Raw genomic sequence first — 18,650 nt, 5'->3', positions numbered from 1 at the left:
CACTCCCATTGGGGTCGGGTCCGCAACTCTGATCCGGCCGCCCGATGGGGTGCAATCATAAACGTAGCGAAAGGCGGGTCCAGAGGTGAATTACAAGACCGAGAAATTGCGACCTGGTTTGTACTTTGTCGCCACACCGATCGGCACGGCGCGCGACATCACGCTCAGGGCGCTGGACGTTCTGGCCTCGGCCGATGTGATTGCAGCCGAGGACACGCGGTCTATGCGGCGGTTGCTGGAGATTCATGGCGTGCCGCTCGGGGATCGCCCGCTGATATCCTATCACGATCACTCTGGCGCCGGGGCGCGGGAAAAGCTGCTGGGGTTTCTGGCCGATGGTCGGTCGGTGGCGTATGCCTCGGAGGCGGGGACGCCGCTGATCGCCGATCCGGGCTATCATTTGTCGCGCGCCGCGGCAGAGGCGGGGCATTTGGTGACGTCGGCGCCCGGACCGTCCGCCGTCGCCACGGCGCTGACGCTGGCGGGGTTGCCGACGGATGCGTTTTTCTTTGCCGGGTTCCTGCCCAGTGCCAAGTCCGCCCGGCGCAGCGCGCTTCAGGCGGTGAAGGATGTGCCGGGGACATTGGTGTTTTACGAATCCCCCAAGCGGGTTGGCGCGATGCTGTCGGATGCCGCCGAAGTGCTTGGCGCGGGGCGCGAGGCGGCGATTTGCCGGGAGTTGACGAAGAAGTTCGAAGAGGTGCTGCGCGGGTCGCTGTCCGAGTTGAGTAGCGTGGCGCTAGAGCGCAATTTCAAGGGAGAAATCGTGGTTCTCATTGATCGTGCGCGCGGCGAAGGTGCCGGGGAGGACGATATCGAGGCGGCGCTGGTCACAGCGTTGGAAACGATGAGTGTGCGCGATGCCTCAGAAGCGGTGGCGCAGGCGTTTGGGGCGCATAAACGGAAAATTTATCAACTGGCCCTTAAGTTGAAGAAGGATTGAAGCAGCGGAGGGCGTGATGATGTCGGGGACAAATTATCATGCGGGGCAGGCGGCCGAGGCGAACGTGGCGCGGGAATACGAGCGACAGGGGATGCACGTGGTGCATCAGCGCTGGCGCGGGCGTAGCGGAGAGATTGACCTGATCATGCGGCGCGGTGACGAGGTGATTTTTGTCGAGGTCAAGAAAAGCCGCAGTTTCCATCGCGCGGCGCAGCGCCTGCAACCGCGCCAGATGGCGCGCCTGTTGGCCGCCGGAGAAGAGTTTCTTGGTGGCGAGCCACGCGGGCTTTTGACCGACGCGCGGTTTGACGTGGCGCTGGTGGATGTCACCGGTGCGGTGAAAATCATTGAAAACGCGTTGATGGCGGCCTGAGCAGCCATTGCAAGCGGGCGGGGCTTGGGCCATGTAGTGGTGACATCAACAGAGGTTGCCCCATATGAAGATCGCTTTTCAGATGGACCCGATCCAGTCGGTCGACATCAACGCTGACAGCTCGTTCCGCCTTGCCGAAGAGGCGCAGGCGCGTGGCCATGAGCTGTTTTATTATTCGCCGGACAAGCTAGCCTATGAAGAAGGGCGTATTACCGCGCGCGGGCACGAGATGCAGGTGCGCCGCGAGCAGGGCAACCATGTCGATCTTGGGCCGGAGGTTCATGTGGATCTTGCGGATTTTGACGTGGTTTGGCTGCGTCAGGATCCCCCGTTCGACATGCATTACATCACCTCGACGCATATCCTGGACCGGTTGATGCCCGAGACGCTGGTGGTGAATGACCCGTTCTGGGTACGCAACTACCCCGAGAAACTGTTGGTTCTGGACTTTCCAGATCTGACCCCGCCGACCACGATCGCGCGAGATCTGGCGACCATCAAGGCGTTCAAGGAAAAACACGGTGACGTGATCCTGAAGCCCCTTTACGGCAATGGCGGGGCTGGGGTGTTCCGTCTGGACCGCAATGATCGCAACCTGACCTCGCTGCATGAATTGTTCACCGGGTTCAGCCGTGAGCCGCTGATCGTTCAGAAGTTTTTGCCGGATGTCAGCAATGGCGACAAGCGGGTGATCCTTGTCGATGGCGAACCGGTGGGCGCAATCAACAGGGTACCTGCCGCCGGTGAGACCCGTTCCAACATGCATGTGGGCGGGCGGCCCGAGAAGATAGCGCTGAGCGCGCGGGACCGCGAGATTTGCGAGGCGATTGGTCCGCTTCTGCGCGAAAAGGGGCAGGTCTTTGTGGGGATCGACGTGATCGGCGATTACCTCACCGAGATCAACGTGACCTCGCCGACGGGCATTCAGGAACTGGAACGGTTCGACGGGATCAACGTGGCCGAAAAGATCTGGCAGGCGATTGAGGCCAAACGCGCCTGATCAGACTTCGCGTGCGCCGGTAAGGCGGAAGCTGACCGCCTCGGCCACGTGGGGTTTGCGCACCGTGTCGCTGCCCGCAAGGTCGGCAATCGTGCGCGCCACGCGGAGGACGCGGTGATACCCGCGTGCGGACAGGCCAAAGCGCGCGGCCACTTTGCCCAGCAATTCGCGCCCTTCGGAGTCGGGCGTGGCGATTTCCTCGAGAAGCGCGCCTTGGACGTCGGCGTTGCTGCGCAGATCCGGGTGGTCGGCAAAGCGCGTGTTTTGGATATCGCAGGCTGCGAGGACGCGGTCGCGGACGGTTTCCGATGTATCCCCGTCGGCGGGCAGGTCAAGGTCGGTGTAGCGCACGGGCGGAACCTCGATCCGCAGGTCGAGCCGGTCCAGCAAGGGGCCGGAAAGACGCCCGAGGTAATCTTCACCGCAGGCGGGCACGCGGGCGCAGGCGCGCTCGGGGTCGTACATATGTCCGCAGCGACAAGGGTTGGCCGCCGCGATCAGCATGAATTTGCAGGGATAGGTCACGTGGGCATTCGCCCGCGCAATCATCACCTGTCCGGTCTCGATCGGCTGGCGCAGGGTTTCGAGTACAGGGCGGGCGAACTCTGGCAGTTCGTCCATGAACAAAACGCCGTTATGGGCCAGTGATATTTCGCCCGGAAGGGCGCGCCGCCCACCGCCAACGATGGCCGCCATGGAGGCTGTGTGGTGTGGTTCGCGAAACGGGCGGGTGCGGGAAATGCCTCCCTGATCCAGCAAACCGGCCACGGAATGGATCATCGAGGTTTCCAGCGCCTCGGCTGGGCTGAGCGGGGGCAGGATCGAGGGCAGGCGCGCCGCTAGCATGGATTTCCCGGAGCCCGGCGCGCCAACCATGAAAAGGTGGTGGCGCCCGGCGGCGGCGATTTCGAGTGCGCGCTTGGCCCGTTCCTGACCCTTGACCTCGCGCAGGTCGCGCAGATGGCCGGTCTCGGAGACTTCGCCGGGTTCCGAAGGCGGCAGCGGCGACTGGCCGGTATAGTGGCGCACCACGTCCGCGAGCGAGGCTGCGCCGATCACCTGTGTCGCAGCCACCCAGGCGGCTTCGGGGCCGCTGGCGCGCGGGCACAGCAGGATGCGGTCTTCTTCGGCGGCGGACATGGCCGCCGGCAGTGCGCCGGTGACGGGCACAAGCGTGCCGTCCAATGACAGTTCGCCCAATGATACGGTGCCCTCGGCGGCGTCCCCGGGTACGATCCCGAGCGCGGCCAGAAGGGCCAGCGCGATGGGGAGATCAAAGTGGCTGCCTTCCTTGGGCAGGTCGGCCGGGGAAAGGTTGATGGTGATGCGCTTGGAGGGCAGGGCGATGGCCATCGACGACAGCGCTGCGCGGACGCGGTCGCGGGCTTCGGACACCGCCTTGTCCGGCAGGCCGACGATGGAGAACGCGGGCAAGCCCGCGGTCACGGCGCATTGCACCTCGACCTGATGAGCCGTGACACCTTCGAACGCCACCGTGTATGCGCGCGCAACCATTGTCGCTCCTTAGACCGATCCTGTTAAGATTGGTAAACGCGACGTGGTTAGCGAAAGGTAAATGCCGCCCTACAAAAGTGCCATGAAGGCGGGCCATGCGGCGGGGTCGGCGGCGGTCTTGTCCCGGCAGAACGCGTTGCAAAACCCAAAGCGTCGCCCTTGCAGTTCCAGCGCGTGCGTCACCGGGCGCCCAGAATAGGGACAGGTGGTGTTTTCGGCCTCGGGGCCTTCGACCGCTGTCGCCTTGAGGGGCGCGGGGCCGGGCCAGGGGCGTGTTTCAAACGGTTTTGCATATCGGGTCAGGGTTGCGCCATGCACTAGGCCCATGGCGCGCCAGCGCCGGAACGCGTCGTCGTTGAGGTGCGCGTCGACATAGGCTTGGGCCGGGGCGTTCACGGGTAGGCTGTATCCGGCAATCCGAGCCGCGACGGGGGCAAAAAACGCATCCGCCGCCGTGTAGGCGCCAAAAAGCCACGGGCCATCACTTTCGCAGGAGGCACGTGCGTGGTCCCAGATGGTTTCCAGCCGGTCGAGATCGGCGAGAACCGTGTCGGAGGGCTGTGTGTCGACAAAGCTCTGGCGCAGGTTCATCGGGCAGTCATTGCGCAAGGCTCCGAAACCGGCATGCATCTCGGCGGCAAGCGTGCGCGCGGTGGCGCGCGCACGGGGATCGGCGGGCCAGATCCCGGCTTCGGGATGGCGGCTGGCGAGTTCCTCGGCGATAGCGAGGCTTTCGGAGACGATCGCGCCTTCGGGAGTGATCATCGTGGGAACCGTGCGTGCCGGGGCATGTTGGGCCAGTTGCTCGGCCACGGATTGTTGCGAGAAATCAAGCATCTGCGACGTGCGCGCAATGCCAAATTTTTCAAAAAGGAGCCAGCCACGCAAGCTCCACGAGGAATAGGCGTAATCGCCGAGAAGAAGCTGATATGTCATACAGCGAGGCTAGCAAGACATGGTCAATCGCCAAAGACAAAGGTTTTGACGATGATCATCACGGAATGTGATTGATATGTCCCAGCGTCCAGCCGTCCGGGCGGATGGAGATCGACGTGACCGACAGATTGTCGATTCTGTGAGAGAAGGCTTCCGATGCGGTCAATTGGTCGGCGCGCTGGATCTGGGTCAGGATCACACCGAAATGGGCCACGGCAATGAGGTTGCGCCCCTGATGTGCGGCGATCAGGCGGTCGATCGCGGCGTCGACGCGCGCGCTGGTCTCGTTCCAGCTTTCTCCGCCCGGCGGGCGCACGTCGCCGGGGTTTTCCCAATAGGCGCGGATGCGATGGGGGTCGGCGGCTTCAATTTCGTGGAATGTTTTCAGCTCCCAATCGCCGAAATGGATCTCGCGCAAATCCGGGTCATGGGGCAGGCGCGGGCGGTCCTGCTGGATGGCGTCGGCGGTGGCGCTGGCGCGGCTGAGATCGGAGCTTATCACCGTGGCGTCGCTGGGGAGAAATTCGCAGAGCCGCGCGATGGCTGCGGTGTCGGAAAGGTCGGCAGGCAGATCGGACCAGCCGACCATGGATTTGGCGTGAGTGGGTCCGTGGCGGACAAGGTAAAGCGTGGTCATGAAAGGGAGCCTTTGAGGGCCATCGGAAGGCCCGCGACGACCAGAGCAACAAGATCGGCGCGGGTGGCGATCTGTTGGTTGAGCTTGCCTTGTGCGTCTCGAAACCTCCGCGCCAGCGCGTTGTCGGGCACGACATCAAGGCCGACTTCGTTGGACACGACAACAACCCGCCCGAGGCAGTTTTCCAGCGCCAACAAAAGCGATTGGGTTTCCAGTTCCAGATCGGAATCGGCCAGCAAGTGATTGGAGAGCCACATGGTTGCGCAATCCAGCAAGACCACTTCGTCCTGCGCAACCTCCGCCAGGGCGTCCGCTGCTCCAAGGGCGGTTTCAATCGTGCGCCACTGATCGCCGCGCATGGCGAGATGGGCGGTAATCTTGTTGCGCATCTCGTCGTCAAATGCCTGTGCCGTGGCGATATAGACGCGTGGCGCGCCGGAGTTGACCACGAGGGTTTCCGCAAAGGCGGACTTGCCCGAGGACGCCCCGCCAAGGATCAGTGAGAGTTTTGCAAGCATCGGCTTCCTGTTGCCTGTTTCCGGACGGAGACTGCGCAAATTCGTGAAGGAGCGCAAGCGGTGGCGCGGGTTGAAACGGGTCTACCGGGATGGCATTTGTGAGACCATGAGAACAGTTCTGGCCCTGACCCTGATTTCCGCGCCGCTATATGCGGAAGAGATTACCCCGGATCGTCTGGCAAGTTTTGCCGACCGGGATGTGATTTTCCTTGGCGAGCTGCACGATAACCCGCATCACCATGCCAATCAGGCAGAGGGTGTGAAGGCCTTGCGGCCTGCGGCGGTGGTTTATGAGATGCTGACGCCGCAGAAGGCGGCGCTTGTTACTCCGGATTTGCTTCAAGATGCTGAAAATATGGCAAAAGCTCTTGAATGGGCGGCTAGCGGTTGGCCGGATTTCGCGATGTATTATCCGGTGTTTCAAGCCGGGGGCAGGGCGGCTGTCTATGGTGCCCAGGTGCCACGCGACGTTGCGCGGGCTGCGGTTATGGGCGATGGCGTAGCCGCGCGGTTCGGCGATGACGCTGCCCGGTTCGGCCTGACCGCCCCCTTGCCCGAGGCGCAGCAGGCGGTGCGCGAGGCATTGCAGATGGCCGCACATTGCGATGCTTTACCCGAGACGATGTTGCCGGGCATGGTCATGGTGCAGCGGCTGCGCGATGCGACGCTGGCCCGTGCGGTGACGCAGGTGCTGGAAGAAACGGGTGGGCCGGTTGTGGTGATCACCGGGAACGGCCATGCGCGGACCGATTGGGGAGCGCCGGCCCTGTTGTCGGAAGAGCTCGACATGGTGTCGGTGGCACAGTTGGAAGCGGTGCCAGAGCCGGGGCAACCCCATGATTTCTGGATCGTGACCGCCCCGGCCGAACGTGAAGACCCCTGCAAGGCGTTCCAGTAGCGCAAGCTTGCTTGTGTCCAGGCGCGCCGCAGCCTAAGTTTGGGGCGGTTTGGCTTTGGAGGGCCGCAAATTGCTGACAGACAAGCGGATTTTGCTGATCATTAGCGGCGGGATCGCCGCCTTCAAATCGCTGGACCTGATCCGGCGGCTGCGCGAGCGCGGCGCGTGGGTGACGCCGGTGCTGACCCGCGCTGGTGAGGAATTCGTAACCCCCCTGTCGGTGTCGTCTCTCGCGGGTGAAAAGGTTTATCGCGACCTGTTTGACCTGACGGACGAGGCCGAAATGGGCCATATTCAGCTGTCGCGCTCCGCGGATTTGATCGTCGTGGCACCCGCGACGGCGGACCTGATGGCAAAAATGGCAAACGGCATGGCGAACGACCTTGCCTCGACGTTGTTGCTGGCAACCGATACGCCGGTTCTGATCGCGCCTGCAATGAATGTGCGAATGTGGGAGCATCCGGCGACGCGGCGCAACGTGTCGCGCCTTCGCGGCGACGGGATTTCGGTGGTGGGGCCGAATGAAGGGGACATGGCCTGTGGTGAGTTTGGACCGGGGCGCATGTCCGAACCGCTGGAGATTGTGGCGGCAATTGAAACGGCGCTGGCGGAAGGGCCGCTGACCGGGCGACGGGTGTTGGTGACATCCGGGCCGACACACGAGCCGATTGACCCGGTGCGCTATATCGCGAACCGGTCGTCCGGGGCGCAGGGCACGGCGATTGCGCGCGCGCTGGCCGTGATGGGGGCTGATGTTGTCTTTGTCACGGGGCCGGCAGATGCGGACAGACCGGAAGGGGTGCATGTTGTCGAAGTGCAGACCGCTGCAGAGATGCTCGAAGCGGTGCAGGCCGTGTTGCCGGTGGATGCGGCGGTGTTCGCGGCGGCGGTGGCGGATTGGCGGGTGGCCAGTGCTTCGGACAGCAAGATCAAGAAGGACAAGGGGCAGATTCCGAGCATGGAATTTGCCGAGAACCCTGACATCCTTGCCACCGTGAGCCAGATGACGGACGGGCGGCCCCGCCTTGTGGTCGGGTTTGCAGCCGAGACGGACGACGTGATTGCCAATGCCACGGCCAAACGGTTGCGCAAACAGTGCGACTGGATCGTGGCCAATGACGTGAGCCCGGAGACGGGGATCATGGGTGGCGCAGAAAACGCGGTGACCCTGATTTCCGACGAGGGGGCCGAGAGCTGGCCCCGGATGGGCAAAGATGAAGTGGCGCATCAACTGTCGGTCCGCATCGCGGCCGCGCTGGGGTAAGTCATTGAAAGACATGGGGGACGTGACATGAGCGCTGTGCCGATCAAGCTGGCCTGGCTGGAGGGGGCGGATCATGACGTGCCGCTGCCCGGCTACGAGACCAAGGGCGCGGCGGGGGCGGATGTGCGCGCGAATTTCCCGCCCGATCAGCGCTCTGGCGTTGTTCTGGAACCGGGCGCGCGCGCGTTGATCCCGACCGGGCTGCGCATGGAAATTCCCGAAGGTTACGAAGTTCAGGTGCGACCGCGGTCCGGGTTGGCGCTCAAGCATGGGATCACCTTGCCCAACACGCCCGGCACGATCGACAGCGACTATCGCGGACCGCTTGGTTTGATCGTGCTCAATGCGGGGGATGCACCGTTTCACGTCGAACACGGCATGCGCATGGCGCAGTTGGTGGTGGCGCCGGTGGTGCGCGGGGATTTCGCCATGGCGGACGCGTTGAACGAGACCGCGCGGGGCACGGGCGGATTTGGCTCGACCGGGGTGAGCTGATGCTTCTGGTTCTTGGATTGGCCGCATTCCTTTGGGGGATTGGCGCGTTGATGGGCGCGCCCAAACGCGCGCGCTGGATGATGATCGGTGTGCTCTATGTCGCTGTATTGGGCGTGCAGGCCGCGATGCCGCAAGCCAGTCCGCTGCGCAGTGCCACCGGGGGCAGTCTTGCATTATGGTTGATGATCGGCGGGGCCGTGGCGGCGATCCTGATCTATCGGCAGGGATTGCGGGCCTTGCGTCGTCGCGCGCAGCCTGACGCGCCTGAACCGCCGGTTGGCCCCTTTTCCGACACGGAGCTCAATCGCTATGCGCGCCATATCGTGCTGCGGGAAATGGGCGGGCTTGGTCAGAAAAAACTGAAGGATGCCAAGGTTTTGGTGATTGGTGCAGGGGGGCTTGGCTCACCTGCTCTTCTTTATCTGGCGGCCGCAGGTGTCGGAACGATCGGCATCGTGGATGACGACACGGTCGACAATTCGAACCTGCAGCGGCAGGTCATTCATCGCGACGATGCGATTGGTACGCCCAAGGTGTTTTCGGCCCGCGAGGCGATGATTGCGCAGAACCCCTTTGTCGAGGTCCGGCCCTATCATCGCCGGTTGGCCGAGGATGAGGCCGGGGCGTTGATCGCGGAATACGATCTGGTGCTGGACGGAACCGACAATTTCGACACGCGTTATCTGGTGAACCGCGTGTGCGTGGAGCAGGGCGTGCCCTTGATTTCCGGGGCTTTGTCGCAATGGGAAGGGCAATTGAGCGTTTTTGATCCGGCTTCGGGAGCCCCTTGTTATCAGTGCATTTTCCCGGAGGCCCCGGCGGCGGGGCTGGCGCCGAGCTGTGCGGAGGCGGGGGTGATCGGGCCGTTGCCGGGCGTGGTGGGCACGATGATGGCGGTTGAGGCAATCAAGGTAATCACCGGGGCCGGGGCGGCGCTCAGGGGCGAGATGATGATCTATGACGCGCTTTGGGGCGAAACCCGCAAGATCGGGCTGAGGCGGCGCGAGGATTGCCCAGTCTGTGGCGCGGAAAAAGGCCGTTTGGCGGCGTCGGTATAACGTCGGTATCCTGTCGGTATTGCATCGGTGATCAAATTCGCAGACGGACGATTGCGGCCCGTGCGGGTCGTGCTTAGGTTGGCGTCAAAGGAGTTTGATGCATGACCAACCCGCTTTTGTCCGACTGGACGACCCCGTTTCAACTGGCACCATTTTCAGCGATTTCGGACGAGGATTTTGCGCCTGCCTTTGAAGAGGCGCTGAGCGCGCACAAGGCCGAGATTGCGGCGATTTCCGACAATCCCGAACCGCCGACATTCGCCAACACGGTAGAGGCGCTGGAGGCAGCGGGTGTGGCGTTGGACAAGGTATTGTCGGTGTTCTTCACCGTGGCGGGTGCAGACAGCAATCCGGCACGGCAGGCATTGCAGCGGGAATTTTCGCCGAAACTGGCGCAGCATTCGGCGGAAATCGCCTCCAACAAGGCTTTGTTCGCGCGGATTGCCGAGGTCTCGGAGGGGCGTGATGGGCTGGATCTGACCGACGAGCAGGCGCGGGTGCTGATGCTGACCCATCGCGGCTTCGTGCGCGGGGGCGCGGCGCTGACCGGGGATCAGGACGCGCGGATGCAGGAAATCAAGGGACGGCTGGCGGTGTTGGGCACCGAGTTCACCCAGAACCTGTTGGCGGATGAGCGCGAGTGGTTCATGGAACTGACGGAGGCCGATCTTGAGGGGCTGCCTGGCTTCGTGGTGGATGCGGCGCGTTCAGCCGGAGAGGAAAAGGGCGCGGGCGGTCCTGTGGTGACACTGTCACGGTCGCTGATCGTACCGTTCCTGCAGTTCTCGCCGCGCCGTGATTTGCGGGAAAAGGTGTTTCAGGCTTGGGGGGCGCGGGGCGCCAATGGGGGCGAGACCGACAACCGGGCGATTGCGGCGGAGATTCTGGCGCTGCGCGAGGAGCGGGCCAAGCTTTTGGGCTATGACACGTTTGCCGACTACAAGCTGGAAACCGAGATGGCCAAGACGCCCGGCGCGGTGCGGGACCTGTTGATGGCGGTCTGGGAACCCGCCAAGGCGCGGGCCGAGGCGGATGCGGCCGTGTTGACCGAGATGATGCAGGCGGACGGGGTGAACGGGCCGCTGGAGCCGTGGGACTGGCGTTACTATGCGGAGAAGCGGCGCAAGGCGGAGCATGATCTGGATGAGGCGACGCTGAAGCCGTATCTGCAACTCGACCGGATGATCGAGGCGGCGTTTGCCTGTGCAAACCGGCTGTTTGGTCTGAAGTTCACACCGCTGGATGTGCCGCTGTATCACCCCGATTGCCGGGCGTGGGAGGTAACGCGGGAGGGCGCCCATGTGGCGGTATTCATTGGGGATTACTTTGCGCGCGGGTCGAAGCGGTCGGGCGCGTGGTGTTCGGCGATGCGCGGGCAGGCGAAATTTCCCGAAGTGCAGGCGCCGGTGGTGATCAATGTTTGCAATTTTGCAAAGGGCGATCCGGCGCTTTTGAGCTATGACGATGCGCGCACGCTGTTTCACGAGTTCGGCCATGCGCTGCACCAGATGCTGTCGGACGTGACCTATGAAAGCGTTTCGGGCACGTCTGTGGCGCGCGATTTCGTGGAGCTGCCCAGCCAACTTTATGAGCATTGGCTGGAGGTGCCGGAGGTACTGGCCGAGTTTGCGACCCATGCGGAAACCGGCGAAGCGATGCCGCGGGAGATGCTGGAGAAGGTGTTGGGGGCGGCGAATTTCGACATGGGATTCCAGACGGTGGAATACGTGGCTTCGGCGCTGGTGGACCTTGGGTTTCATGAGGGTGCAGCGCCTGCCGATCCCATGGCGAAACAGGCGGAGGTGCTGGAAGGGTTGGGGATGCCGCGTGCGATCACTATGCGCCACGCCACGCCGCATTTCGCCCATGTCTTTGCCGGGGACGGGTATTCGAGCGGTTATTACAGCTACATGTGGTCCGAGGTGATGGATGCGGACGCGTTCGAGGCCTTTACCGAGGCCGGGGATGCGTTTGATGCGGAAACCGCGAAGGCGCTGGAGGCGCATATCCTGTCGACCGGCGGGTCGGTTGAGGCGGATGATTTGTACGTGCGGTTCCGGGGGCGGCTGCCGGGGGTTGAGGCACTCTTGAAAGGGCGGGGTCTGGCGGCCTGAGGGGCTCTCCCGCCCGGTCTGGATTGCATCGAAGATGCAAGCGGCTGGTTGGGCGGGGCTCAGCAAAGCTGAGCCTGGGAGGGGGCCAGCCCCCTGGTTTGAAAATGCCTGCATTTTCAAACACCACCCCCGGGATATTTGAGGCAAAAGGAAAAACAGATCAAAGGGACTTGAACCAGATCTTGCCTTTGGAACACCCGCCGGTGATCAGGTTCTTTGGGGTCGCTTCCTCTGGATAGGCATCGGCCCAGTCGCGGAAGCGGTCGTTCGTGACGATCTGGACGCCGAAATCCTGCGAGGCTTGCAGGATATACTGGTCGGCGGGTGTGCCTTTGGGGACGACCATCACCTGTTTTACGGGCAGGTTCAAAAGGCGTGCGAAAGCGCGGTCGTCGAGATAGCGATCAGAGACGAGATACCCGGCATTGGCGTCGAAGATCACACCGGGGTCGAAGCCCTTTTTCTCGAGATGGTCCACGAGAGAAATGACGGTGTCGAGTTTGGGGGTGTTTCCGTCCCAGTAGAGCACATTGGAGCCGTCAATGATGAGGAACGGGCGCGCGGGGCGGCGCAGCCGCAGGATGCGCCACAGCCAGACAAGGGCGGCCGCGATAGCTACTGCTCCGGTTGCCATGGCAAACCACTGCCATTCCGGACGGGTGGCGCCAAGAGCGGCGCCACCTGCCGACACGAGGGCGATCAGAAGCCAGAGATGTTTCAAAGGCGTTGTGCGGTCAGATCGTCTGGTCGTATTCTCCGACGCCGGGTTCGGTGCGGATCACCTCGTTCAGGGCATCGAAGATGGCGCGCATTTCGGCTTCGCTTTCGGCGCTTTCGCAGACCACGACCAGGTTCGGGGTGTTCGACGAGGCGCGCACGAGGCCCCAGGAGCCGTTGTCGAGGATGACGCGGGCGCCGTTGACGGTGACGACCTCTTTGATGGCGCGGCCCGCGAAGGTTTCGCCCGCCTGATGCTTGGCCACCAGTTTCGCGACCAGCCGTTCGAGGATGTCGTATTTCTCGGTATCGGCGGCATAGGGGGACATGGTGGGGGTGGACCACGTCTTGGGCAGGGCCTTGCGCAGGTCGGACATGGATTTGTCCGGGTTGCGGTCGAGCATCTTGCAGACCTCGACGGCGACGCGCATGCCGCAGTCATAGCCACGCCCGATAGGTTCGGCGAGGAAGTAGTGGCCGGATTTCTCGAATCCTGCCAGGGCGCCGATTTCCTTGACCCGGCGCTTCATGTGGCTGTGGCCGGTTTTCCAGTAGTCTGCGGTGACGCCGTTGGCCTGAAGCTCGGGGTCGGCGGCGAAAAGACCGGTGGATTTCACGTCGGCCACGAAAGTGGCGTTGGGGTAGATCTTGGAGAGATCGCGGGCCATGATTACGCCGACCTTGTCGGCAAAGATCTCTTCACCCTCGTCATCGACCACGCCGCAGCGGTCGCCATCCCCGTCAAAACCGAGTGCCAGGTCGGCGCCTGTCGCCTTGAGCGTGTCGGCCATGTCATGCAGCATGTGCATGTCTTCAGGGTTGGGGTTGTAGTTGGGGAAGGTGTAGTCGAGTTCGGTGTGGGAATGCACGACTTCGACGCCGATGCGTTCGAAAATCTCGGGCGCGAAGGCGGCCGCCGTGCCATTGCCGGTGGCACAGACCACCTTGAGCGGGCGGGACATTTTGAAGTCGCCCACCAGATCGTCGATATAGGCGTCTTTCACACCTTCGGCGAATTCATAGGCGCCACCGGGGGCCTCTTCAAAATCGCCGTTCAGGACGATATCGCGCAGTTCGGCCATCTCGTCCGGTCCGTGGGTCAGCGGGCGGTCAAACCCCATCTTGACGCCGGTCCAGCCATTGGGATTGTGCGACGCGGTGACCATGGCCACGGCGGGCACATCAAGGTGGAATTGCGAGAAATAGGCCATGGGCGAGACCGCCGGGCCGATATCCTTGACCGTGATCCCGGCGCGCATCAGGCCCAGGATCAACGCGTGTTTGATCGACAGGGAATAGTCGCGATAGTCGTTGCCCACGGCGATGACCGGGGCGATCCCACGACGACGCATCTGTGTGCCCAGACCCAGGCCCAGTGCGGTCATGCCGGGCAGGTTGATTTCGTCCGGGAATTTCCACCGCGCATCATATTCGCGAAAGCCGGTCGGCTTGATCATCGGATCGCGCAGGAATTCCCAGGTGTTCGGTGCGACGTCGTAAATAGGACGGGTCATTGCAAATAGTCTCTTTTATTTTGGGGGTCGTTCAAAGGTTAATCGGGTTTGCCTTGGCAAGGCGGTCAAAGGCCATCAGGGTTTCAATCAAAGCAGACATCTGGTCAAGCTGTATCATATTTGGACCGTCTGAGGGCGCGTTATCGGGATCTTCGTGGGTTTCGATGAAAACTGCGGCGATTCCGAGTGAAACTGCAGCACGGGCCATGACAGGCGCAAATTCACGTTGACCGCCAGAACTGCCACCCTGGCCGCCGGGCTGTTGCACGGAATGGGTCGCGTCCATCACGACCGGGTAGCCGGTCTGGGCCATGCGGGGCAAGGCGCGCATGTCGGCCACCAGGGTGTTGTAACCAAAAGACGTGCCGCGTTCGGTCAGCAGAATGCGGGAATTGCCGGTGCTTTCGACCTTGGCGACGACATTGTCCATGTCCCAGGGCGCAAGGAACTGCCCCTTTTTCACATTGATCGCGGCCCCGGTTTCGCCGGCTGCCAGAAGAAGATCGGTCTGGCGGCACAGGAATGCGGGGATCTGAAGGATGTCGACGGCCTCGGCCGCGGGCGCGCACTGGGCCTCGGTGTGAACGTCGGTGAGGACAGGCACCCCAATCGCCTTGCGCACGCCTGCAAGAACGGAAAGTCCTTCGTCGATGCCAAGGCCGCGTTTGCCCGAAACGGAGGTGCGGTTGGCCTTGTCATAGCTGGCCTTGAAAACGTATTGGGCGCCTGCGGCGTCGCACGCCTCTTTCATGCGTCCGGCGATCATCTGAGCGTGGTCTGCGCTTTCGAGTTGGCAGGGGCCGGCGATGACCGTGAGCAGGCAGTCATTGCCAACGGTCAGTCCGGCGATATCAACATGTTTCATCTACGAGGACACCTGTTCTCTGAGGATGGACGCGGTCAGCGAAATCATCAGATAGATGCCTGAAAAGATGAGAAAGGCCAAGACGGTGTTTTCGAAGCTGCGCGGATAGGAGGGATCCTGCGAGGCGACCGGTTCCACCGAGGTGGTCAGGTAACGCACCTGGCGATTGGCTTCGAGTTCGGTCTGTTTCAAGGTCTGAAGCGCCGATTGCATCAACAGGTCAGCCGTTGCCAGATCAGCCTGGGCCATCTGGATCTGGGCGGTTTGCTGGGCCAGAGAGCTTTCGCCGGCCGTCGCCTCGGTCATCTTGTCGCGCAGCCGTTCAAGCAGGTCCTTGAGTCGGCGCACGTCGCCTTCAACCCCGGCCATGCGGGCGCGGTTGGGGCGGGGGTTGTCCTTGAGCGCGGCCAGTTGCAGTTCTTTTTCCTGGAGCTGGATCTCGACATTGGAAATCTGGTTGCGCAGCGACACGATGAGTCCTTCGGGGTCGAGCACCGAGTTTTCCTGAAGTGCCACAAGGGCGGCCTGAGCGGCGCGGCGGTCATCCTTGGCTTTTTCGAGGCTGAGCCGGGCATCGCGCATCTGGTCTTCGCGTTTGCGTTGCGAGAGGTCGTCGACACGGGTTTCGGCATAGCCGATCAGCGCGCGCGAGAACCCGGCAGAGACGGCCGGGTCGGGGGCCGAAACCTCCATCCGGATCACGCCTTCGGTCGGGTCATAGCCGATCTTCACGTATTTCTTGTAAAGCTTGTACGCCTGTTCGTGGCTGGCATTCTGCGGCAGGCGCTGGATCGGGTCGATGGTCGGGTCGGCAAAGACATTCTTGAACCCCTCGTCCGCATCCAGACGCACCATCGCATCCTTGGATGCAAGATAGCTCTGGGTCGCGATGCTGTCCTGGTTGGTGGCGAACTGTGTGCCCGACAACAAGGAGCCAAGCCCGGTGCCGCCGGTATTGTCCGCCTGCAGGATGAGGAATTCGGACTTGGTGGAATACATTGGCGTGGCCACCGAGTAGAAATACCAGGCGGCGAACATGGTGGGCAGGAAGACAAACACCGACAGGCGCGCCAGCATGAGCATGAGGCGGCGGCGGCGGCGGCGGGCGATATCTTTCTGGATTTCCCCGATCTCGATCGCGCGCATCTCGGCCGGAGAACGGGTTTCAGTCGAGGGAAGGGTATTCCTGTCCACCGGCATGGTTTGGGGCAACTGCACCCGGTTTTCCGAAACCTTGGCGGGGGTCGCGGCCTGTTCCTGCTGGCCGACAAGCTCGAGCATGTTGGCACGCTCGAACGGGTCGATCCCCGCGGCGCGTAACAGGCGCACGGCGTCATAGTCGGATGTGGCGGCAAGTCCGTTTTTCTGCGCCATGCGGCGCGCCATGCGCAATTGGCGCCCGGTCAGGCCTTCGCGCTTGATATCGTCGATTTCCTGCTCGGCTGATTTTGCCTGGCCGGGGGCAGGCGGTTTGCCGGTGGCGGCATCACGCGGCGGCAGATCCGGCACGGCGCGGGGGCGTGCCTGGGGCGGGGCGGGGGTTTGAGGCGTGGCGGGCGGCTGTGGATCACCGGTGCGCGCAACGGCCGTCGCGCCCTCTGTCCCGGTTGCGGGCAGGGAGCGGCGGATTCGAAACTTCTTAGCCTTGGGTTTGGTAGTCATAGAGCTGCTTTGCCTCTTCCAAGGTGTCAAACATGTACAATTTCCCGTTCAGCAGCACGGCGGCCGAGCGGGCAAATTTTTCCAGCACCTGCGGCTGGTGCGACACGATCACGATGGTCGTTGTGCGCAGGCGTTCGCGAAGCACTTCGCCGGCGCGTTTGTTGAAGTCTACGTCTGTCGACGAGGGCATGCCTTCGTCAATCAGATACATGTCGAAGTCCAGCGCCAGCAAGAGCGCGAATGTGAAGCGCGCGCGCATCCCTGACGAATAGGTGCCAAGGGGCTGATCAAAGTATTCGCCCAGACCACAGAGCCAGCGGCAGAACGCCTCGACATAATCCGGGTCAAGCCCGTAGAGCCGGGCAATGTAGCGGCTGTTTTCAACAGCAGTGTGTTTGCTCACGACGCCGCCCATGAAGCCGAGTGGGAAGGAAATCCGGCATTCGCGGCGGATCGTGCCCTCGTCGGGTTTTTCAAGCCCGGCCATCATGTTGATCAGCGTGGTCTTGCCCGTGCCGTTCGGTGCGAGAATGCCCAGAGAATTGCCCAGTTCCACACGGAAAGACACGCGGTCAAGGATCACCTTGCGCTGCGTGCCGGTCCAGAAGGACTTGCTGACATTTTCAAACTCGAGCATTGACTGCTCCTGGGGCTGCTCTGCCGTTACCTTACACCGAAACCCTTAACGCTCTGTCGGCGCTTTTGGGCCAATATGTCGGATTGCAGGTCGGTTTAGCAACTCTCTGGGGCAAGAATAGGGCGAGAAACAAGAAAAACCGGAGCGGGAGCATCGGTTTTCTCCTGTTTCGGGGGGTGAATTCGCCTTTAGAGCGTTTGTTTCTGTACCCTGAACAGCTTGCCCGCGATCAGCGAGATTACGGCGGCGGCAAAGCTGAAGAGGGCGCCCATCTTGGCAGCATCCTGAACGGGACCGGTTTCAAAGGCGACCGACGCCACGAAGAGCGACACGGTAAAGCCGATGGCAGCGACACAGCCGATGACCACAAGATCGATGATCCGCATGCCGGCGGGAATGCCCAGTTTCAACGGTACTGCCGCGATCCACCCCATCAAGAGAATGCCGATCGGTTTGCCGATCAGGAGTCCCGCGAGGACAAGCCAGGTCGCGTCGCCCATGGACGAGAACTGAACCCCAGCGTTGCACAGGCCGAAGAAAAACAGAATGATCTCGACCGGATGCTTGAGCGCATGTTCGATCACGTTCAAAAGGTCATGCAGGTAGGTCTCGGCCTCGGCAAAGATGCCGAAGGCGCGATCGGCATGCGGTATGGTCGGCACGATCGGCAGAAGACCAAGCGCCGGGTGCAGGCCCGAGCGCATGAAGCCGTACCAACTGATGCAGGCTGCGACGAAGTAGGGGAGAAAATGCAGTTTGCGGCGCACCCAGGTGGAGTTCGGGCGCAGCTGGTTGCCCCTGTCCAGCCGTCGCGGCAACCAGTTCGCGAGAATGAACACGGCGAGCGCGGCGCAGAGCGACAGCAGCAGCCATTGGGGTGCGAGATCACCGGAGGGGTAGAAAATCGCGAGAATGATCAGACCGGCGGCGTCGTCGGCGATGGCCAGAAGCAGCAGGAAACGCACCGCCGGGTGCCCCGCCCCAAACACAAGCCGCCCCACGAGGTAGGAAAAGGCAATGTCGGTAGCCGTCGGAATCGCCCAGCCATTGGAGACGGCGTTGTAGGTGTCTGATCCGAGGATCATGGCAAGACCGAGATACACCGCAATCGGCCCGAACATGCCGCCCGCAGTAGCAAAGAGCGGAGTTGCGGCCTTTTTGCCGCGCAGGCTTCCGTTTTTGAGGATCACGGCTTCCCAGACTTCCTTGGCCGCGATGGCAAAGAACAGGGCCATGAGCAGATCATTGACGAGATAATGCAACGTCAGGGTGCGATGCCCGTCGTGCAGATGCCCGATGGGGGCGTGATCCCAAAGCGTGAACTCGACGAAATGGTGATAACTGGCATAGTCGAGATTTGCCCAGATCAGGGCAATTGCTGCGCCGATGATCAGCAGGAGCGAATACTCGGTGAGAAACCCCCAGACACGATACATGAATTCTCCTCCCTGAATTCAAGTCTGCATGTCGGCTTAGCGGAGAGACGCACAGGGGGCAACGGTCG

General features: G+C 62.4%; 18 protein-coding genes. 8 read left to right on the top strand and 10 right to left on the bottom strand.

Translation table 11 applies throughout. The annotated features are described in order from the left end of the window. Positions 1-85: 85 nt before the first annotated feature. The 3 genes from rsmI to gshB all read left to right on the top strand — a co-directional run bounded on the left by rsmI (position 86) and on the right by gshB (position 2,316). Positions 86-943 (top strand): 16S rRNA (cytidine(1402)-2'-O)-methyltransferase, encoded by an 858-nt coding sequence (gene rsmI / locus ACS3QZ_RS08400; RefSeq protein WP_456037432.1) that lies wholly within the window; start codon positions 86-88, stop codon positions 941-943. A 19-nt stretch (positions 944-962) separates the two neighbouring features. Then, entirely contained in the window at positions 963-1,316 is a 354-nt protein-coding gene (locus ACS3QZ_RS08395) for a YraN family protein (protein ID WP_456039323.1), read from the top strand. A 64-nt stretch (positions 1,317-1,380) separates the two neighbouring features. Continuing rightward, positions 1,381-2,316: a glutathione synthase gene (gene gshB, locus ACS3QZ_RS08390; protein WP_456037431.1), complete on the top strand. Its 936-nt coding sequence runs from the start codon at positions 1,381-1,383 to the stop codon at positions 2,314-2,316. On the opposite strand, the gene ACS3QZ_RS08385 is transcribed toward gshB, so the two are convergent. The 4 genes from ACS3QZ_RS08385 to cobU form a co-directional block, all read right to left on the bottom strand. Next, a complete protein-coding gene (locus ACS3QZ_RS08385) occupies positions 2,317-3,831 on the bottom strand; it encodes a YifB family Mg chelatase-like AAA ATPase (RefSeq protein ID WP_456037430.1) in 1,515 nt (504 codons plus the stop codon). 69 nt (positions 3,832-3,900) lie between these two features. Then, positions 3,901-4,767, bottom strand: coding sequence for a glutathione S-transferase N-terminal domain-containing protein (locus ACS3QZ_RS08380; RefSeq protein WP_456037429.1), 867 nt, complete (start codon positions 4,765-4,767; stop codon positions 3,901-3,903). 58 nt (positions 4,768-4,825) lie between these two features. Beyond that, positions 4,826-5,404 (bottom strand): histidine phosphatase family protein, encoded by a 579-nt coding sequence (locus ACS3QZ_RS08375; RefSeq protein ID WP_456037428.1) that lies wholly within the window; start codon positions 5,402-5,404, stop codon positions 4,826-4,828. Further along, positions 5,401-5,922: a bifunctional adenosylcobinamide kinase/adenosylcobinamide-phosphate guanylyltransferase gene (gene cobU, locus ACS3QZ_RS08370; protein WP_456037427.1), complete on the bottom strand. Its 522-nt coding sequence runs from the start codon at positions 5,920-5,922 to the stop codon at positions 5,401-5,403. The genes ACS3QZ_RS08375 and cobU overlap by 4 nt, the downstream gene beginning before the upstream one ends. A gap of 106 nt (positions 5,923-6,028) precedes the next feature. On the opposite strand from cobU, the gene ACS3QZ_RS08365 reads away from it, so the two are divergent. From ACS3QZ_RS08365 to ACS3QZ_RS08345, 5 genes are all read left to right on the top strand, one after another. Continuing rightward, positions 6,029-6,820: a ChaN family lipoprotein gene (locus tag ACS3QZ_RS08365; RefSeq protein ID WP_456037426.1), complete on the top strand. Its 792-nt coding sequence runs from the start codon at positions 6,029-6,031 to the stop codon at positions 6,818-6,820. A 70-nt stretch (positions 6,821-6,890) separates the two neighbouring features. Further along, positions 6,891-8,084 (top strand): bifunctional phosphopantothenoylcysteine decarboxylase/phosphopantothenate--cysteine ligase CoaBC, encoded by a 1,194-nt coding sequence (gene coaBC / locus ACS3QZ_RS08360; protein ID WP_456037425.1) that lies wholly within the window; start codon positions 6,891-6,893, stop codon positions 8,082-8,084. A gap of 27 nt (positions 8,085-8,111) precedes the next feature. Beyond that, complete coding sequence (gene dut, locus ACS3QZ_RS08355; RefSeq protein WP_456037424.1) at positions 8,112-8,579, top strand: dUTP diphosphatase; 468 nt, start codon at positions 8,112-8,114, stop codon at positions 8,577-8,579. After that, positions 8,579-9,637, top strand: coding sequence for a HesA/MoeB/ThiF family protein (locus tag ACS3QZ_RS08350; protein WP_456037423.1), 1,059 nt, complete (start codon positions 8,579-8,581; stop codon positions 9,635-9,637). Before dut ends, ACS3QZ_RS08350 begins: the two co-directional genes overlap by 1 nt. 101 nt (positions 9,638-9,738) lie before the next feature. Then, on the top strand, positions 9,739-11,751 hold the full coding sequence (locus ACS3QZ_RS08345; RefSeq protein ID WP_456037422.1) for a M3 family metallopeptidase: 2,013 nt from the start codon (positions 9,739-9,741) through the stop codon (positions 11,749-11,751). A gap of 160 nt (positions 11,752-11,911) precedes the next feature. On the opposite strand, the gene ACS3QZ_RS08340 is transcribed toward ACS3QZ_RS08345, so the two are convergent. The 6 genes from ACS3QZ_RS08340 to ACS3QZ_RS08315 all read right to left on the bottom strand — a co-directional run bounded on the left by ACS3QZ_RS08340 (position 11,912) and on the right by ACS3QZ_RS08315 (position 18,582). Further along, positions 11,912-12,472 (bottom strand): NYN domain-containing protein, encoded by a 561-nt coding sequence (locus tag ACS3QZ_RS08340; RefSeq protein ID WP_456037421.1) that lies wholly within the window; start codon positions 12,470-12,472, stop codon positions 11,912-11,914. Between the two features lie 13 nt (positions 12,473-12,485). Further along, complete coding sequence (locus ACS3QZ_RS08335; RefSeq protein WP_456037420.1) at positions 12,486-13,982, bottom strand: phosphomannomutase/phosphoglucomutase; 1,497 nt, start codon at positions 13,980-13,982, stop codon at positions 12,486-12,488. A gap of 31 nt (positions 13,983-14,013) precedes the next feature. Continuing rightward, positions 14,014-14,847, bottom strand: coding sequence for a 3-deoxy-8-phosphooctulonate synthase (gene kdsA / locus ACS3QZ_RS08330; protein WP_456037419.1), 834 nt, complete (start codon positions 14,845-14,847; stop codon positions 14,014-14,016). Next, positions 14,848-16,509: a KpsE/RkpR family capsule polysaccharide export protein gene (locus tag ACS3QZ_RS08325; RefSeq protein ID WP_456037418.1), complete on the bottom strand. Its 1,662-nt coding sequence runs from the start codon at positions 16,507-16,509 to the stop codon at positions 14,848-14,850. It lies immediately after the preceding gene. Then, complete coding sequence (locus tag ACS3QZ_RS08320; RefSeq protein ID WP_456037417.1) at positions 16,487-17,146, bottom strand: ABC transporter ATP-binding protein; 660 nt, start codon at positions 17,144-17,146, stop codon at positions 16,487-16,489. The genes ACS3QZ_RS08325 and ACS3QZ_RS08320 overlap by 23 nt, the downstream gene beginning before the upstream one ends. A gap of 188 nt (positions 17,147-17,334) precedes the next feature. After that, entirely contained in the window at positions 17,335-18,582 is a 1,248-nt protein-coding gene (locus tag ACS3QZ_RS08315; protein WP_456037416.1) for a Na+/H+ antiporter NhaA, read from the bottom strand. Between the last annotated feature and the right edge of the window lie 68 nt (positions 18,583-18,650).

This window comes from Shimia sp. W99 (assembly GCF_053851455.3).
Note: the sequence above shows the minus strand (reverse complement) of the source record. Positions and strands in the feature narration are given on the sequence as shown.

What these genes read in the sequence shown, in the direction of transcription:
- ACS3QZ_RS08395 (WP_456039323.1), top strand. Translation starts at nt 963, where the DNA reads ATGTCGGGGACAAATTATCATGCGGGGCAGGCGGCCGAGGCGAACGTG.
- gshB (WP_456037431.1), top strand. Translation starts at nt 1,381, where the DNA reads ATGAAGATCGCTTTTCAGATGGACCCGATCCAGTCGGTCGACATCAAC.
- ACS3QZ_RS08385 (WP_456037430.1), bottom strand. Translation starts at nt 3,831, where the DNA reads ATGGTTGCGCGCGCATACACGGTGGCGTTCGAAGGTGTCACGGCTCAT.
- ACS3QZ_RS08380 (WP_456037429.1), bottom strand. Translation starts at nt 4,767, where the DNA reads ATGACATATCAGCTTCTTCTCGGCGATTACGCCTATTCCTCGTGGAGC.
- ACS3QZ_RS08375 (WP_456037428.1), bottom strand. Translation starts at nt 5,404, where the DNA reads ATGACCACGCTTTACCTTGTCCGCCACGGACCCACTCACGCCAAATCC.
- cobU (WP_456037427.1), bottom strand. Translation starts at nt 5,922, where the DNA reads ATGCTTGCAAAACTCTCACTGATCCTTGGCGGGGCGTCCTCGGGCAAG.
- ACS3QZ_RS08365 (WP_456037426.1), top strand. Translation starts at nt 6,029, where the DNA reads ATGAGAACAGTTCTGGCCCTGACCCTGATTTCCGCGCCGCTATATGCG.
- dut (WP_456037424.1), top strand. Translation starts at nt 8,112, where the DNA reads ATGAGCGCTGTGCCGATCAAGCTGGCCTGGCTGGAGGGGGCGGATCAT.
- ACS3QZ_RS08350 (WP_456037423.1), top strand. Translation starts at nt 8,579, where the DNA reads ATGCTTCTGGTTCTTGGATTGGCCGCATTCCTTTGGGGGATTGGCGCG.
- ACS3QZ_RS08345 (WP_456037422.1), top strand. Translation starts at nt 9,739, where the DNA reads ATGACCAACCCGCTTTTGTCCGACTGGACGACCCCGTTTCAACTGGCA.
- ACS3QZ_RS08335 (WP_456037420.1), bottom strand. Translation starts at nt 13,982, where the DNA reads ATGACCCGTCCTATTTACGACGTCGCACCGAACACCTGGGAATTCCTG.
- kdsA (WP_456037419.1), bottom strand. Translation starts at nt 14,847, where the DNA reads ATGAAACATGTTGATATCGCCGGACTGACCGTTGGCAATGACTGCCTG.
- ACS3QZ_RS08325 (WP_456037418.1), bottom strand. Translation starts at nt 16,509, where the DNA reads ATGACTACCAAACCCAAGGCTAAGAAGTTTCGAATCCGCCGCTCCCTG.
- ACS3QZ_RS08320 (WP_456037417.1), bottom strand. Translation starts at nt 17,146, where the DNA reads ATGCTCGAGTTTGAAAATGTCAGCAAGTCCTTCTGGACCGGCACGCAG.
- ACS3QZ_RS08315 (WP_456037416.1), bottom strand. Translation starts at nt 18,582, where the DNA reads ATGTATCGTGTCTGGGGGTTTCTCACCGAGTATTCGCTCCTGCTGATC.